Raw genomic sequence first — 17,236 nt, forward strand, 5'->3', positions numbered from 1 at the left:
AGCGCAAAGTCTACCGTGAAGTCCGTGTTCGCATTACCGTCTCCATCATTCACTGGCTCAGTACCCGGCACCAGAGTGATCAGCGGGCTGTAGATCGGCGTGCCTGGGCCGCCGGGCTGCATGCCGTTGTTGTCGTTGTCCACGCCATTGTCCGTCGTCACCACAGGCCCGGAGCTTGCAGGCAGCGCCGCAGGCGGATTTACCTGCACGTAGTAGGTGCCGGAGGGCACGTTGCTAAACACATACACACCGCTGCTCGTGGTGGTCACAGGTGCGGAAATCTCATAGTCGGCATTCACTCCGGTGCCGCCGCGCACGCCATCTGCGCCTGGATGGAAAAGATGCACCACAGCCCCGGCTGCTCCCGGCTCACCGGCATCCTTGATGCCATTGCGGTTGGTGTCCTGCCATACGTTGTTGCCCAGGCAGAGGCGGGAGTCGGCCACCGCCACCCGCTGGAACACCATCGAATCTTCCTGCCCATAAGGATTGTCTCCAAACACGCCCATCGTTGTGCCGTCCGAGGAGATGCCATTGCCGCCGTTATAGATGTTCCAGTAGGAGTATGAGACGTCCTTTGACACCTGGCCGTCAGAAACCAGCAGGTCAGAGATGCGGGTGTAGAGATCTACCGGCGTATCCCACATCACTGCAAAGCTGCCTGTTGAACCACTGCTGTAGATCGTACCAAGCACTCGACCCGTGTCGCTGATGGCCCCCACGATGCCACCCAGGCTGTCCTGCGGCAGAATGCGCGGCAGATTGGTGCGCGTGCTGGTCTGCGTGTCATAGACAAACGGCACCGGCACACCTGAAATGCGCTGGCTGGCGCCGATGTAGCGGCCATTGGAGCTGATGCGCCCGCTGTTCAGAGAGCCGCCGGTGAAGCTGACCACCGTCGTAGGATAGCCCCCCGCAGGACTGCCGCTGAGCACCTTGCCCACACCGCTGCTGTCGATCACCAGGATCTTGGTGCCGTCCGAGGAGGCATCCAGCACCTGCAGCGTACCAGCGATGGCCGTCCAGGAATTGGTGTTGATGTTCCAAAGCCCGCCCTGGGAGAGCACCGGGCCTCCAGGGCCGTCCGGGTCCACGGTGCCAAAGGCATACGCGCTGTCATTAGTCAGCGCGCATGGCATGGCGCTCAGGCTGGCGTTGGTGTCATACGGAGTCTTGAGCCTGGTGGTCGTTCCATTCGTAAAATACCACGGCGCAACGTTCAGCTTGGATCCGCTGGTCCACTTGTCGTAGCCCACGGCATTGCCGCTGTCGTTCACATCCTGACCCATCGCATAGGTGTGGTCGGAGGCCAGCAGCGGCACATCGGTGTTAGCCCAGCTCAGCGTGTTGATCACGAATCCACGCGAGGTCAGCCCCACTCGGATGCCCGTGATCCAGCGCCCGTTTGGAGACATGTTGTACAAGCAATTGCCCGTGCCTGTGGCTTCTCCCCCCAGCACATTCAGACCGAGGCGTGTCACCTGATACGCACCACCCACGCTTTGGCTCAAAGGTGTGGGGCAGTCGGAAAGCGTGGCACCGGAGATGATGATGCTGCGCGTGATGCTGGTTTGGCAGGTGGTGGCATCTGTCACGCTCAGCCCCAGCGAATACGTGCCGGATGCCGTGGGCGTTCCGCTGATCACTCCCGTGGAGCTGTTCAGGCTCAGCCCGGCAGGCAGCGCACCGCTGGTGATGGCGTAGGTGTAAGGTGAGGTGCCGCCCGCCGTGGTAAAGGTCTGCGAGTAAGCCGTCCCCACCATTCCCACAGGCATCGTGCCGGGGCTCACACTGATCACCGGACACTGCGGTGTGAGCGTGTAGCTCTGCGTTGCTGCGCAGCCATTGGCATCCGTGGCGCTGATGACAAACGTGCGCGCGGTGGGGCTCGTGGGCTTGCCACTCAGCACTCCTGTGCTCGTGTTAAAGCTCAGGCCCGCAGGCAGCGTGCCGCTGCTGAGCGCCAGCACATAGGGAGAGGTGCCGCCGCTGGCGCTGATCGTCTGCGAATACGTGGTGCCTATCGTGATCGTGCTGGAGATGGAGGAGAGGCTCACCACCGGGCAGATCTTCACACTCACCACCTGGTCCTTGATACAGCCATTGGCATCTGTAGCACGCACTGTGAAGCTCGTGCTGGTGGGGTAGGCCGTGCTGGGCGTGCCGCTCAGCACCCCGTTGCTGCTCAGTGTCAGCCCTGCTGGCGCGGTGCCGCTGCTGATGCCATACGTGTAGGGTGAAGTGCCGCCGTTGGATGTCAGAGTCTGCGAGTAGCTGGTGCCCACCGTGCCCGCTGCCAGCGTGGCCGGACTTACGCTGATGGCCGGGCAAACCTGAACCGTCAGTGCTGTGGAAGCCTGACAGCCGTTTGCATCAGTCGCGCGCACCGTCACACTCACGCCAGCGGAGTTGGCTGTTGAAGGTGTGCCGGAGATCACTCCTGTGCTGCTGCCTAAAGTAAGACCTGCAGGCAAGGTGCCGGAAGTAACCGCCCAGGTGTAAGAAGCAGTGCCGCCACTGGCCGTCAGCGTCTGTGAATAGGCAACACCCACGACCGCCTGTGTCAGCGTGGCGGGTGCGATGCTCAGCGTGGGGCAGACCGGTGCCAGGGTGTAGGCCTGTGTCTTGGCACAGCCATTGGCATCCGTGGCCTTGACCGTAAAGGTGGCTGATGTCGTGCTGTTTGGCGTGCCGCTGATGCCCCCCGCGCTGCTAAGCGCAGCCCAGGCTGGCAGAGTGCCGCTGACCAGCGTGTAGGTGTAGGGCGAAGTGCCGCCGCTCGCAGAGATCGTCTGCGAATACGCCGTGCCCACCGTCGGCGTCGTCAACGTTGCTGGCGCCATCGCAATCACCGGGCAAACTTGCAGCGCCACCGTCTGTGATCCCTGGCAGCCGTTCGCGTCATTGACGCGCACCGTGATCGAGCCGGCCGGGCTCACTGCAACAGTCGGCGTGCCGCTGATGACACCCGTGCTGGCATTCAGCGCCAATCCGGTCGGCAGCGTACCACCGGTGATCGTCCACGAACTGTAGGGGGCTGTGCCGCCAGTAGCGCTCAGTGTCTGTGAGTATGCCGTGCCCACCGTCCCCTGCGTGAGCGTTGTCGGAGAAATGGTGAGAGTCGGACAGCCAGGTGTGATCGTGTAAGAGCGCGTGCTGGCGCAGCCGTTGGCATCCGTCGCCTTCACCGTGAAGGTCGCCGCCGTAGTGGTCGTCGGTGTTCCGCTCAGCACTCCGCCGCTGCTCAGCGTCGCCCACGTCGGCAGCGTCCCGCTGCTCACCGTGTAAGTATATGGCGAAGCACCCCCGCTTGCAGTGATCGTCTGCGAATACGCCGTCCCCACTGTCGGATTTGGCAATGTCGTCGGCGCCACCGTCACCACCGGGCACACTTGCAGTGTGTAGCTCTTCGTCACCGCGCACACACTGTAGCTGTCCGTAACAGAGATCGTCACGCTCACTCCTCCCGCGTTGCTCGTCGTCGGCGTCCCGCTGAGCACTCCACCGCTGCTCAGGCTCAGCCCGGCTGGAAGCGTGCCGCTCGTCACCGTCCATGTGTAGGCCGACGCTCCCCCCGTCGCCGCAAGCGTCTGCGAATACGCACTGCCCACCGTGGCCTGCGGCAGCGTGGCTGTGGCAATGCTCAGCACCGAGCAGCTCGTCGTGAAGGTCATGCTCTGCGTGCCCACACACCCGTTGGCATCCGTGGCGCGAATCGTCACACTGCCGCTCGACGGAGTCGTCGGCGTGCCGCTCACCACCCCTGTGCTCGTGTTCAGCGTCAGGCCCGCAGGCAGCGTGCCGCTGGTCACTGCATAGCTGTAGGGGCTCGCACCGCCAGAGGCTGTGATCGTCTGAGAGTAGGCCACGCCCACCGTGCCTGCAGTCGGAGTCGTCGGCGCTATGGACACCACCGGGCAGACCTGCAGCGTCACCGCCTGTGTGCCCTGGCAGCCATTGGCATCATTCACTCGCACCGTGATCGTGGTGGCAGGACTGGCGGATGCCGTGGGCGTGCCGCTGATCACACCGGTGCTGGAGTTCAGCGTCAGTCCCGCGGGCAGCGTGCCGCCAGTGATGGTCCACGTGCCGTAGGGGGCGATGCCCCCGCTGGCACTCAGCGTCTGTGAATAAACCGTGCCCACCGTCCCGAGTGCAAGCGATGTCGGGCTGATGCTGATGGTCGGACAGACGGGCGTCACTGTGTAGGCCAGCGTGGACGAGCAGCCATTCGCATCCGTGGCCTTGACCGTAAAGGTGGCCGATGTCGTGCTGTTTGGCGTGCCGCTCAGCACACCGCCACTGCTCAGCGTCGCCCATGTCGGCAGCGTGCCGCTGGCCAGCGTGTAGGTATAGCTGGAGGCACCGCCGCTCGCCGTCAGCGTCTGTGAATACGCCGTCCCCACCGTCGGCGTTGTCAGCGTGGTCGGAGCCAAGGTGATGACGGGGCATACCTGCATCGTGAAAGTCTTGGTGCCAGCACAGGAGTTTGCCGTGCTCGTCGCAGCGATGGTAACACTAACTCCGGCACCGTTGCCGGTGGTGGGTGTGCCACTCAGGACACCGCTGGTCGAATTAAGAGTCAGTCCGGCAGGCAGCGTTCCGCTCGTCACCGACCATGTATACACCCCAGAACCGCCCGATGCGGTGAACGTCTGTGAGTAGGCTGTCCCCACCGAACCCTGCGGCAGCGACGTGTTGGAGATGGTGATCACCGGGCAGCCCATGGCAAACGTCACCGCCTGCGTGCCCTGGCAGCCGTTCGCATCCGTGACACGGAGAGTCACGTTGGCGCTCGTGCTGGATGTCGGGGTTCCGCTCACCACACCCGTGGAGCTGTTCAGAGTAAGCCCAGCCGGCAGCGTGCCGCTGGCCACGGCATACGTGTAGGCCGAAGTGCCGCCGGACGCTGTGAACGTCTGTGTGTAGGCCGTCCCCACCGTGCCCGCGGCTGGTGTCGTCGGCGAGATGGCGATGATCGGGCAAACTTGCACTGTCACTGCCTGCGTGGCCTGACAGCCATTCGCATCACTCACACGGAAATTGACTGTGTTGGTGGGGCCGGCAGAAGCCGTCGGTGTGCCGCTGATCACACCCGTGCTGGCATTCAGCGAGAGTCCCGCAGGCAGCGAACCGCTCGTGATTGTCCATGATCCATAAGGTGCCACGCCACCGCTGGCCACCAGTGTCTGGGAGTAAGCCGTGCCCACCGTGCCTGCCGCCAGCGTTGTCGGCGTGATAGTGAGAGTCGGGCATGCCGGTGTTATTGTATAGGAGCGCGTGCTGGCGCAGCCGTTGGCATCCGTCGCCTTCACCGTGAAGGTCGCTGCCGTGGTGTTCGTCGGTGTTCCGCTCAGCACTCCGCCGCTGCTCAGTGTCGCCCACGTCGGCAGCGTCCCGCTGCTCACCGTATAGGTATATGGCGAAGCCCCCCCGCTCGCGGTGATCGTCTGTGAATACGCCGTACCCACAGTCGGACTGGTCAATGTCGTCGGCGCCACCGTCACCACCGGACACACCTGCAGTGTGTAGCTCTTCGTCACCGCGCACACACTGTAGCTGTCCGTCACAGAGATCGTCACGCTCACTCCTCCCGCGTTGCTCGTCGTCGGCGTGCCGCTGAGCACTCCACCGCTGCTCAGGCTCAGCCCGGCTGGAAGCGTGCCGCTCGTCACCGTCCATGTGTAGGCCGACGCTCCTCCCGTGGCCGCAAGCGTCTGCGAATACGCACTGCCCGCCGTGGCCTGCGGCAGCGTGGCTGTGGCAATGCTCAGCACCGAGCAGCTCGTCGTGAAGGTCATGCTCTGCGTGCCCACACACCCGTTGGCATCCGTGGCGCGAATCGTCACACTGCCGCTCGACGGAGTCGTCGGCGTGCCGCTCACCACCCCTGTGCTCGTGTTCAGCGTCAGGCCCGCAGGCAGCGTGCCGCTGGTCACTGCATAGCTGTAGGGGCTCGCACCGCCAGAGGCTGTGATCGTCTGAGAGTAGGCCACGCCCACCGTGCCTGCAGTCGGAGTCGTCGGCGCTATGGACACCACCGGGCAGACCTGCAGCGTCACCGCCTGCGTGCCCTGGCAGCCATTGGCATCATTCACTCGCACAGTGATCGTGGTGGCAGGGCTGGCGGATGCCGTGGGCGTGCCGCTGATCACACCGGTGCTGGAGTTCAGCGTCAGTCCCGCAGGCAGCGTGCCGCCCGTGATCGTCCATGTGCCATAGGGGGCGATGCCCCCGCTGGCGCTCAGAGTCTGCGAGTAAGCCGTGCCCACCGTCCCGAGTGCAAGCGATGTCGGGCTGATGCTGATGGTCGGACAGACGGGCGTCACCGTGTAGGCCAGCGTGGAGGAGCAGCTATTGGCATCTGTAAAGCGCAGCGTGAAGATGGACGTGGTGGTGCTGGTCGGCGTGCCGCTCAGCACCCCCGCAGCGGTGAGCGAGGCCCATGTCGGCAGTGTGCCGCTGGCCAGTGTGCAGGTATAGGGAGAAGTGCCGCCACCAGGCGTAATGGTCTGCGAATAGGCCGTTCCCACCACAGGGGTCGCCAGTGTGGTGGGAGAAAAAGAAATCACAGGGCAGACCTGCAGCGTGATGGCACGCGATCCCTGGCAGCCATTCGCGTCATTCGCACGCACAGTGATCGAGGTGGCCGGGCTGGCGGAGGCCGTGGGCGTGCCGCTGATCACACCGGTGCTGGCATTCAGCGTCAGCCCTGCAGGAAGAGCACCGCTGGTGATCGTCCAGGAGCTGTAGGGTGCCGTGCCGCCAGTGGCGCTCAGCGTCTGCGAATAGGCGCTGCCCACCGTACCTGTGGCCAGCGCGCTTTGGCTGATGATCACCGTCGGACACACGGGCGTAATCGTGTAGCTCTGCGTGCTGCTGCAGTTGTTGGAGTCCGTGGACTTCACAGTAAACGTTGCGGAAGTCGTGCTGGTGGGCGTGCCGCTCAGCACACCCGCGCTGCTGAGAGTAGCCCAGGATGGCAGTGCACCGCTGCTCACAGTGTAGGTGTAGGTACCCGAGCCACCGGAGGAAGTGATGCTTTGAGAATAAGCCGTGCCCACTGTGGGCGTTGGCAGAATGGCTGGAGTGATGGAAACCACCGGGCAGATCTGGAAGGTGACCACCTGGGTGCCCTGGCAGCCATAGTTGTCGTTCACACGTACCGTCACAGATGTGGAAGGACTGGCCGAGGCCGTGGGCGTACCGCTGATCACGCCCGTGCTGGCATTCAGCGTCAGCCCTGCAGGCAGCGTCCCGCTTGTTACTGTCCAGCTGCTGTAAGGAGCTGTGCCACCGCTGGCGCTCAGCGTCTGCGAGTAAGCCGTGCCCACCAGGCCCGCCGCCAGCGTGCTCGGCGTGATGCTGATCGAGGGGCACACTGGCGTGATGGTGTAGCTCATAGAGCCCGTGCAGCCTGCTGAATCCGTGGCGCGTGCCGTGATGGTAGCGGCCGCGCTGCTCGTGGCCGTGCCACTGATGACACCCGTGCTCGTGTTCAGGGAAAGCCCGGTCGGAAGCGTGCCGCTGGTCAGCGCCCAAGTGTAAGGAGAAAGTCCACCTGTAGCAGTCAGCGTCTGAGTGAAGGAGCTGCCAACCGTAGGCGTGTTAAGCGTGGCTGGAGCAACCGTCACCGCTGGACACGTGGGCGTGATGCTGTAGGCCAGCGTGCCGGTGCATCCCTTGGCATCGGTCGCTCGCAGTGTGAAGCTCGTGGCGCTGGAACTGGTCACCGTTCCGGAGAGCACTCCCGTGGAGGTGTTCAGCGTCAGCCCGGCGGGCAGAGTGCCTGTAGCCACAGCAAAGGTGTAAGGAGAGTTTCCACCGCTGGCGCTCACCGTCTGAGAATACGCCGTTCCTACGGTCGGAGTCGGCAGCGTGCTGGGAGAAACTGTCACCGTGCTGCAAGTGATCGGGATCAGGTAATCTTCCACTTCACCAGGGCCATCCGCCCCCGTGGGTCCGGGATTGCTGACCGCAGTAATGCGGAAACGCGCTCCCACACTGCCCACCGCCGCGCTTGCCGGCACATTGAAAGTGTAGGTCTGGTTGGCACCGCTCGTCCCGGTCGGGATCGTCACATTGCTGATGATCTGGTCATTCGCATCAGTCAGCGACCCATTGTTGTTAAAGTCGATCCAGCCGTTCAGAAAGGCAGGCGCTCCGGTCGTGTTGGTCACCTTGACTGTCACCGTCATGCCCGTGGCTCCCTGCACCACGCTGCCGGGCAGCGTCACACCATCTTCGTCATCCAGCCAGGCCAGGTCATCGGCCGTAGCTGCGGTGTTGAAGGCCGCAGGGATGTCGTAGTCGATCTGCGTCCCCATCAGCAGGGAGGTGTACATCGTGTCACGCGCCACCGGAAAGATGGAGTAGTCGCCAAAGTCATCCAACACCTGCGTAAACTCATAGCGCATGGCACCACCAGAGACTTGGTTCACACAAGCGTTGGCAGTGATGACGGTGGCGATGCCTGTGGTTTTATCCAGGGAGTAGTGGGCGGTGCCGGCCTGCGCGTAGAGGGTGCCATAGCCGTCAGTGGAAAGGCCAAAGACGTTGCTGATGGCGGTGCCGCCGGAGGTTCTGATTTGCCCCACCAGTTGGGTGGCCGTGCCACCAGCAGGCACCTTGTACAAATAGAAGGTGGTGAAGCTGCTGTTTGCCACGGCGTAGTAGAGCTCGTTCCCGATCCACGCCAGATCTCCGGCGCTGGCCAGCGCCTGCCCGTCCGGCGTTGTGGCGGGAGAGCTGAATATAAGGGTCGGTGTGGTGATGGTGCTGGTACTGAGAGAGGAGAGACTGAAGGTGTAGATGTCTCCATCATTGTTGCTTCCCATGTAGGGGGTGCCGCCTGCATCAAAGACGAGGCTGTTAAAGTTGTTGCTGGTGCCAAAGCTGCCGATCCTGGTGACTGCGCCAGTCGAAGGATTGATGGTGTAGATGCTGGTGAAATCGATGCCGTACAATGTACCTGAGGGGGACCATGCGAGGTCAGTGAGGTAGCGGGCGCTGGAGTCATTGGTAGGTCCCACCACTGTTTTGGTTCCCGTGGAGACATCGTAGGTCTCAAGATAGCCGCTGCTGCCATTGCCAGTCGTCATGTAAAGCAGGCTGGAATAGCTTGTTCCAGAGGCTATTGTCATCAGATAGGCCTGCGATGCGGTGCATCCGTTGGCATCGGTCATCTGAATCGTAAAGCTGTAAGTCCCCTTTGTCGTGGTGGTGCCGCTGAGCACACCCGCGCTGCTCAGGGAAAGGCCCGGCGGCAACGTGCCGGAAGTCACCGCCCATGTGTAGGGTGCTGAAGCAGTGCCTGAAGTAGCCGTGGCAACCAGTGTTAAATTCACCGCAGCAGCAAGATCCCAGGACCCCATGGCAAAGGGAGAAATCACGTAGGCCGTGCAAACCGGCGCCAGTGTGTAGCTGCGCGTGCCGTTGCACCCGTTCGCATCCGCAGCCTGCACGGTGAATGTCTGGCTGGTGCTGGAGGTCGGAGTACCGCTCAGCACACCGGCACTGCTCAGCGCCAGCCCAGCAGGCAGAGATCCAGTGGTAACCGAATACGTGTAGGGAGAGGTGCCACCGCTCGAGGTGAGCGTCTGCGAATAGGATGCCCCCACCGAAGCGCTCGAAAGACTGGCTGGAGAGACCGTGACCGTTGGGCAGATCAAAACCACGTTGTCTTCCACTTCTCCGTTGCCGCTCAAGCCAGTAGAGCCTGGGCTGCTGGTGGACGTCAGGCGCACACGCACACCCACTTTGCCGCTCGTCGCCGTCGCTGGTACCGTAAAGGTGATCGTCTTGTTGGAGTTGGACGTCCCGGTGGCGATCGTCGTGTTCGTGGCCACCTGCTCTCCAGAGTCCGTAAGCACTCCATTGTTATTGTAATCGATCCATGCGTTCAGATAAACAGTCGCGCCACTGGAGTTGCTCACATTCACCGTCATGCTGCCAGAAGTCCCGGTCACCAGGCTGGCAGGCAGTGTCACCCCATCTTCGTCGTCCGAGCCCGTGATGTCGTCCCCTGTTGCAGTATTATTGGCAGTAATCGCCGTTTCACTGTCCGTCGTGGCCCCGATTTTGATCGTGCTCACCGTGGTGCTGCTTGCGCTGGTAAAGCCAGAATAGTCACTGAAATCCGTAGCAGTCCAAGCCGTCGTAGTACTGGCCAGAAGCACGGTCACCAACGCCCAAAATCTGAACCACAAACGCGCATGCCCCCCCTGCCTCCGTGCAGACCTGCGGAGGTGCTCCGCCGCACAATCCTCAGACGTTTGATACGCAGATGCTTGGCAGCTTTGTCCCGGTGTAAAACCCATGTAATTTTGGTGAATAATTCCATCATAACAGCACGGACTATAATTTCAATAAAAAGCTCCTTTTTATTTAAGCCATCCTAAATAACTCGCTTCTGACCACTCGAACGCTGCAAAAATTAGGTACTCCCGCCCTCGACACTCCGCTGATTTCTCGTATCCTCCGCGCCCCTGAAAAGCGGTCATTCTCATGAGCAAAAAAATCGTCCTCGCATACTCCGGCGGCCTAGACACCTCCGTCCTCCTCTCCTGGATCAAGGAAACCTACAACGCTGAAGTCATTGCTTTCTGCGCTAATGTCGGCCAAGACGACGAACTTAAAGGATTGAACGCCAAGGCTAAAAAGACTGGCGCCTCCAAGATCTACATCGACGACCTGCAAGAGGAGTTTGCCACAGATTTCATCTATCCGATGATCCAGGCCGGTGCCATCTACGAAGGCCAGTACTTCCTTGGCACCAGTATCGCCCGCCCCCTCATCGCCAAGCGCATGGTGGAGATCGCCAAGGCCGAAAAAGCCGGCTTCATCGCCCACGGTGCCACGGGCAAGGGCAACGACCAGGTCCGCTTTGAGCTCACCGCCGCCGCCCTCGCCCCTGAGATCGAGACCATCGCCCCTTGGCGCGATGAGCGCTTCCGCACCCAGTTCCCCGGTCGTGCTGAAATGATCGCCTACTGCGAGGAAAAGAAGATTCCCGTGCAGGCCAGCGCCAAAAAGCCCTTCTCCATGGACCGTAACCTCCTGCACATCAGCTACGAGGCCGGCATCCTTGAAGATCCTTGGTTCGACGCCAGCGATCCTAAGTATAAAGGCTACTTCAATACCCTCTCCGTCTTCCCAGAGGAGGCACCCGACAAGGCAGAAACCATCATCCTCGAGTTCGAAAAGGGCAACTGTATTGCCGTCAATGGCAAGCTCCTCTCACCGCTGGGAGTCATGAAGCTCCTCAACAAGCTCGGCGGCAAACACGGCGTCGGCCGCGTGGACATGGTGGAAAACCGCTTCGTCGGCATGAAGAGCCGCGGCGTCTATGAGACCCCCGGCGGCAGCATCCTGCACTTCGCCCACCGCCAGATCGAAAGCCTCACCATGGACCGTGAGGTCATGCACCTGCGCGACAGCCTCATCCCAAAATACGCGACCCTCGTTTACAATGGCTTCTGGTACGCCCCCGAGCGCCTTGCACTGCAGGCCCTCGTCACCGAAAGCCAGCAGAAAGTCAGCGGCACCGTCCGCCTGAAGCTCTACAAGGGCAACATCATCCCTGCCGGACGCAAGAGCATCTACAGCCTCTACAATCCGCAGATCGCCACCATGGAAGCAGACCCCACCAAGGCCTACAACCAGGACGACGCCACAGGCTTCATCCGCCTGAATGGCCTCCGCCTCCGCACCGGTGCGCTACGCGATCGCAAAAAGTAAGTTCCGCTTATTAAAATGGGGGCCTTAGGGCCCCCATTTTTTATAGCCTGTTACGACATTAACAGGCAACGGGCTTGCGCTAAAACGACGATCAAAAAAAGTTACCGCCGATATATCTCACCATAGGGTAAAACCTACTTCCCCCGCACGGCGGATACGTGAATCAAACAGGATGAAGAGCGTCCCCGTGCAGTAGATCAAATTGGCCAGTCCCAGCCACAGTGGCATGAAGGAACGAGGCACCAAAGCCACATGCGGCTCCATGAGATGGGGAAACACCTGATTGAGAAAATACAGGCCGGCGCCAGCAGCAGCTAGAAAGACCAGCGCCAGCAGCCAGCGGCAGCTCGCGCGCTCGTTCATGAAGCCATACATGACCAGCAGGCTCAGCGCGTACCAAACGATCGAACCCGCGAACCAGCGGAAAACCTCATGGAAAAGAAACAGCGCGATCACGACCGCCCCTGTAATCATGTGAGACCACATGACCTTGCGGGTGAAGTCGATCTCTTTCAGGTGCCGGGCACCTCGATAACGCTGAACATCCAACATGCTGGCTGAACGATAGTATAAAATTAAGGGTAAATGATTTCTTTAAATGACCTCCAATATCCTTTATCTAGCACTTGGCTTGGTAGGCGGGATACACGCTTCTTAGCATAAATACGACCAAAAACCAATTTATCATTCAGATAACAAAGAAACTTTATGATGACCGTTGATCCTTGCGCCACTTTCCCAAGTTCCCTTTATCTATAATTCACGGTTCATTTTCTTCTAGGTTGTCTTTGATTAAGTTTACTCCTTTGGCCCCAATCGCAAACAAGATCCCCTTGTCTGCAGAATCCCGTCTGCATCCGATGCACAGATTGGAGGAAATCAGCACCCCCTTCACCTCTCCCGTGCTCCACGCTGCAGGCGTCTTCAGTCCGGAGAAAGTATTGCCAGTGAGTAGCAATCCATGCACGCCCCCCTCCAACAGCACGCCCGTTCCCATGTCCACGCCCATCGGCGTCTTGGCCTCAGCAGGACGCTTGTCCATGCCGGCTCCAATGTAGGTGTTGCAGAAGGAGTTCCCGCTGATCGTGTTGCGCTCGCTGTCCTTCCCCACTCTCACAGAGAACTCATGCGCCAGCACAAAGGTGTTCGCACTCAGTGTGCAGCCGCAGGCATCCCGCAGGTCAATCCCGCCCTTCAGGTGATGCGCGATCACGTTCGCACTTAGTGTGATTCCGTAGCAGTCGCGGTCCAGGATCACCGCTGTCCCGTTGCACTCCTCGATCATGTTTCCGCTCAGCACCGAGCCATAGGTGTTCTCGATGATCACGCCGTTCCCCAGGTGATCGTCCACATTGTTGCCATTCATGCACAGGTTGAAGGAATCGCTGCAGCGCAGCGCATCCTGGTTCTCCTCAAAGTGGTTCGCGTTCACCACGATGTCATGCCCGCCCATGATCTCCACCCCGCACTTCTTGTTGTAAGTAATGATGCAGTCCGCCACACGCGGATCTTCCGCACAGTTCACCATATGGATGCCGCTTCCACCATGGTGGTCGATCGACACGCCCTCAAAGTAAATCTCCTCAATGCACTCCGCAAAGATCCCATCCCCGCTCTTCTCATTGCCGCTCACCCTCAGGTCCGCCATCTGCACGCGCCATAGGCGCGCTTTTTTGTCGGTGTCGAGTGTCGGCGGGCGCAGAATGAAAGCAGGCGCTCCCTCGGCGTTCTTATTGATGATGTGTGTGGCCGCACCACCACCCACGATGCGTGTCTCCGCCGTCTTCACCAGCAGCGGTTGCGTGATCTCATAGTTCCCCGGCGGTATCGTCACCAGCCCGCCGCTGGCAGGCACAGCATCCAGGGCCGCCTGCAGGCTGGGATATTTCGCCGCATCCACCGCCACAGGCGGCGTGGCAGTTTGCGCATGGATAGCGGCGGCATGCAGGCAGAGGTAAAAAATCAGTGTTTTCATCCATCCACTTACGCGCCCTGCCTCCACATTTTCTCGCCCCCTCTCGGCCAACTTTCATCTCGCGCATTTTCCGCCTGCAAAAGCTCCCCGCCGCGCCACGTTTGCTCTTCCCCACCATGATCAAACGCCTCACGCTCCTGTTCGCAGCCGCCCTGTCGCTCTCCTCCGCTTTCGCGGAGCCCAAGAAGCTCCTCGTCGTCACTGTCACCACAAGCTTCCGCCATTCCTCCATCGAGACCGCCGAGAAAGTCCTCGCCGAACTCGGTCAGAAATCCGGTGCCTTTACCGTCGATTACGTCCACCAGCCCGACGGCCAGCCCAAGAACCCCGGCAAGCCTCCCGTGCGCGATGAGAAGAAGGACACTGACGAGTCCTTCAAGGCCAAGCAGGATGCCTACAGCAAGGCCCTTGCTGAATTCAACGTGGCCAACAAAATCTGGACCGAGAAAATCGCCGCCTACATGGCCGACAAGATGGCCCTCGACAAAATCAAGGGCTACGACGGCTTCGTCTTTGCCAACACCACCGGCGACCTCCTCCTCCCTGACCGCGAAGGCTTCATCAAGCTCATCGAAGGCGGCAAGGCCTTCATCGCCATGCACTCCGGCTCCGACACCTACCACCCCTTCCGTGGCTACATCGACATGCTGGGTGGAGAATTCGAAACCCACAAGTCTCAGGTCGAAATCCAGCCCATCGTTCATGACCCCGCCCACATCATCACCAAGACCGTTCCCTCCGGCTGGAAAGTCTTCGACGAGATCTACATCATCAAGACCTTCGACAAAGCCAAGGTGCATGGCCTCCTCGGTCTGAACACCCATCCCAACCTTGAGCAGATGCTGCAGGAAGCCGCCCAGCGGAAAGAAAAGAACATCCAAGACCCCAAGAAGGATGCCGACTTGAAGGATGTCGAAGCCCAAAAAGGCCGCTACTACCCCGTCTCCTGGTGCAAGGAACTCGGCTCCGGCCGTGTGTATTACAACTCCCTCGGCCACCGCGAAGACGTCTGGGATCCCACCTGGAAAGCCGGCACCAAGGACCGCAAGAACAGCCCTGAGATCGCCCAGACCTATCAGGACATGATCCTCGCCGGCATCAAGTGGGCCCTCAAGCTCGCCGACGCCCCCTCCCCAGTCGGCAACATTCCTTGAGGTAAACATTCCATCATTCAATCCCCGGGCGCTGTGGCAACACAGCGCCTTTTTTATTCTCACCTCTGGACGCGAACCGCCCCTTACGCCAGCTCAAACCTCACGTGCTCATAGTCCAGCACTGAAGGACATGCTGCTTCAAAAGAATGTGGCCGCGCAGCAGTGATGGCGATGACGGTGCTTCCAGCTCTTCGCCCGGCTTCGATGCCCGCCTGGGCATCTTCAAACACGAGACACTGGTCTGCCGTAGTTCCGAGCAGCCTTGCGGCTTTCAGATAGCCTTCTGGCTCAGGCTTGCCCTGAGAAACATCCTCGGCGGTGATCATGTTCTTGGGAATCGGCAGGCCAGCAGCCGTGAGTCTGCGCACCGCCAGCTCCCGCCCGGCCGAAGTAACCACCGCCCAGCGATGGCTGGGCAGGCGAGCGATTAGCTCTGCCGCTCCGGCAATGGCCACAATGCCCTCCACATCCGCAATCTCCATCGCCTCCACCTTCTTCGCCTCCACCTCAGCATCGGCTCCAGCAATCGCAAACGCACGCACGGTGTCGATGGTTCGGCGTCCGTGAGACTCCGCCATCACAGGCGCAAAGTCACGCCCGTGCGAGGCTGCCCAGTCACGCCACACGCGCTCCACCACCGCGCGCGAGTCCAGCAGCGTGCCATCCATGTCAAAAAGGACCGCCTGAAAGGGGCGATCAAGCTGGAGAATATCCGTTGCAGCAGAAGACATCGGCAGCACGACTTCTCACGGCGCTTCCGTCCCAGAGGCTGCGGCGGCCACTTCCGCGCGCTTGTCTTTGCTGAAGCGGATATCCTCAGCTCGCTCGATGAAGATGGTATCTTCGCAGATGTTCTTGGCATGGTCTCCCACACGCTCCAGAAAGCGTGCGATGAAAATGAGATGGATGTAGCCCTCCAGCTCCACGTGCTGGGACTCCATCACGGCGATGATCTCGCGGTCCAGTGCCTTCTCGGCAGCGTCCAGTTCCTTGTCCAGCAGGCGCGCAGCAGCAGCAGCTTCGGGGTCCGCATTCAGAAAGGCCTGCAGACTCTGGTCCAGATTGCGGTCACAAAGAGAGTACACCGGCTGGATGAGCTTCACTTCAGGGTACTCCGGCAGGTTGTTCAGAATCCGTGCACGCTTGGCGATGCTCGACGCCTGGTCGGCAATGCGCTCCAGGTTGTTCGCCACGCGGATCGTTCCCATCACCGCCCGCAGGTCATGCGCTGTCGGCTGAAACTTCACCAGGATCTGCATGCCCAGCTTGTCCACACTCTTCTCCAGTTCATTCACATCCTGGTCGGCAGCTATCGCGGCATTGCACAGGTCAGTGTCACGCTCCAGCAGGCCGCGCATCGCGCTGGCCAGGTTCTTGCGCGCCATGCTGGCCATCGCAAGGACGTCTCCGCGCAGCTTGTCGAGCGAGTGGGTGTAACTGGAAAGGATATGTTCGTGCATGGTTTAGAATGAACTAATGTGACAAATTCGCTACATTGGAATTGCGGAAGATTCAGATTCTCCCGCTGGCGGGTGCTCCTCTTCCGCCTCGGTCACCGCCCCCTTGGGATCACGATGAGTCAGACGGCAAAAGTCGGCATACCCTAGGATTTCAAAGCTACCGTCCAGATTTTCCACAATCGCTGTCATGGACTCCACCCAGTCTCCGGAGTTCAGATAGTGCGTGCTGCCCACCATCTTGTTGTCCACTTTGTGGATGTGCCCGCAGATGATGCCCTTGCAGCCCCGCTGCCGTGCCAGATTCTGCAGCTGCTCCTCATACTTGCCCACGGCTCCGATGGTGGATTTCACCTTCTGCTTCACCCAGGCGCTGAAGGAGAATGGCTCCTTACCCCGCAGTCCCCGGTAGGCGTTGTACAGGCGGTTGATCCTCAGAAGAAAGTTGTACCCTAGCCCACCCAGCTGCGCTAGCCACGCGTGGTTGGTGCTCACCGCATCAAAGCCGTCTCCGTGCACGACCAAATAGTCTCCTGTGGGCGTGTGGTGGATGTGCTCGTCTGTGATGATGAAGTGCTCAAACTGGATCGGGATGAAGCGGTCCAGCACATCGTCGTGGTTTCCACGCAGGTAGATGATCTCCGTGTTCTCCTTCTCCATCTTGCGCAGCACGGTGCGGATGAAGTTCGTGTGTCCCTTGTTCCACCCGCCCATGCGGCGCAGGTGCCAGGCATCAATGATGTCGCCATTGAGCACCAGTTTATCGCAGAGGCAGTGCCGCAGAAAATGGGAGGCCTGCGCAGCCTTGCTGTCTGGCATGCCCAGATGCACGTCGGAAATGAAGATGGTCTTGAACCTCAGCTTCGACTTGCCGGTGGCGGGATTCAGAACTGGTGCTTCGGCGGACATTT

Annotated in this window: 8 protein-coding genes (1 of these 8 cut by a window edge); 2 read left to right on the forward strand and 6 right to left on the reverse strand. The window is 60.6% G+C overall.

Translation table 11 applies throughout. From position 1 onward, the window contains the following. Positions 1-10,184, reverse strand: the 5' portion of a protein-coding gene (locus HNQ65_RS07165) for a putative Ig domain-containing protein (RefSeq protein ID WP_221306070.1). The gene continues 22,864 nt to the left of window position 1, outside the view; only the first 10,184 of its 33,048 coding nucleotides appear in the window; its start codon is at positions 10,182-10,184; its stop codon lies off the left edge, out of view. A gap of 322 nt (positions 10,185-10,506) precedes the next feature. Between HNQ65_RS07165 and HNQ65_RS07170 the strand changes: the two genes are divergently transcribed. After that, positions 10,507-11,739: an argininosuccinate synthase gene (locus HNQ65_RS07170; protein WP_184338817.1), complete on the forward strand. Its 1,233-nt coding sequence runs from the start codon at positions 10,507-10,509 to the stop codon at positions 11,737-11,739. Between the two features lie 117 nt (positions 11,740-11,856). On the opposite strand, the gene HNQ65_RS07175 is transcribed toward HNQ65_RS07170, so the two are convergent. Next, entirely contained in the window at positions 11,857-12,291 is a 435-nt protein-coding gene (locus HNQ65_RS07175) for a hypothetical protein (RefSeq protein WP_184338818.1), read from the reverse strand. 208 nt (positions 12,292-12,499) lie between these two features. Next, positions 12,500-13,714, reverse strand: coding sequence for a right-handed parallel beta-helix repeat-containing protein (locus HNQ65_RS07180; protein ID WP_184338819.1), 1,215 nt, complete (start codon positions 13,712-13,714; stop codon positions 12,500-12,502). 116 nt (positions 13,715-13,830) lie between these two features. Here HNQ65_RS07180 and HNQ65_RS07185 point away from each other — a divergent pair, with 116 nt between their 5' ends. Beyond that, positions 13,831-14,868, forward strand: a complete 1,038-nt coding sequence (locus tag HNQ65_RS07185) for a ThuA domain-containing protein (RefSeq protein ID WP_184338820.1) — start codon at positions 13,831-13,833, stop codon at positions 14,866-14,868. An 83-nt stretch (positions 14,869-14,951) separates the two neighbouring features. Here the strand turns inward: HNQ65_RS07185 and HNQ65_RS07190 are convergent, their stop codons facing one another. The 3 genes from HNQ65_RS07190 to HNQ65_RS07200 are packed head-to-tail and all read right to left on the reverse strand — an operon-like array spanning position 14,952 to position 17,234. Continuing rightward, positions 14,952-15,599 carry an HAD family hydrolase gene (locus HNQ65_RS07190; protein ID WP_184338821.1) on the reverse strand — a complete coding sequence of 216 codons (648 nt, stop codon included), beginning with the start codon at positions 15,597-15,599 and terminating at the stop codon, positions 14,952-14,954. Positions 15,600-15,614: 15 nt separating this feature from the next. Beyond that, on the reverse strand, positions 15,615-16,328 hold the full coding sequence (phoU, locus tag HNQ65_RS07195) for a phosphate signaling complex protein PhoU (protein ID WP_184338822.1): 714 nt from the start codon (positions 16,326-16,328) through the stop codon (positions 15,615-15,617). 30 nt (positions 16,329-16,358) lie between these two features. Next, a complete protein-coding gene (locus HNQ65_RS07200; RefSeq protein WP_184338823.1) occupies positions 16,359-17,234 on the reverse strand; it encodes a UDP-2,3-diacylglucosamine diphosphatase in 876 nt (291 codons plus the stop codon). Positions 17,235-17,236: the final 2 nt, after the last annotated feature.

It is taken from the genome of Prosthecobacter vanneervenii (assembly GCF_014203095.1).
GTDB lineage: Bacteria > Verrucomicrobiota > Verrucomicrobiia > Verrucomicrobiales > Verrucomicrobiaceae > Prosthecobacter > Prosthecobacter vanneervenii.

Coding starts and splice junctions, on each gene's coding strand:
- HNQ65_RS07170 (WP_184338817.1), top strand. CDS start 10,507: ATGAGCAAAAAAATCGTCCTCGCATACTCCGGCGGCCTAGACACCTCC.
- HNQ65_RS07175 (WP_184338818.1), bottom strand. CDS start 12,291: ATGTTGGATGTTCAGCGTTATCGAGGTGCCCGGCACCTGAAAGAGATC.
- HNQ65_RS07180 (WP_184338819.1), bottom strand. CDS start 13,714: ATGAAAACACTGATTTTTTACCTCTGCCTGCATGCCGCCGCTATCCAT.
- HNQ65_RS07185 (WP_184338820.1), top strand. CDS start 13,831: ATGATCAAACGCCTCACGCTCCTGTTCGCAGCCGCCCTGTCGCTCTCC.
- HNQ65_RS07190 (WP_184338821.1), bottom strand. CDS start 15,599: ATGTCTTCTGCTGCAACGGATATTCTCCAGCTTGATCGCCCCTTTCAG.
- phoU (WP_184338822.1), bottom strand. CDS start 16,328: ATGCACGAACATATCCTTTCCAGTTACACCCACTCGCTCGACAAGCTG.
- HNQ65_RS07200 (WP_184338823.1), bottom strand. CDS start 17,234: ATGTCCGCCGAAGCACCAGTTCTGAATCCCGCCACCGGCAAGTCGAAG.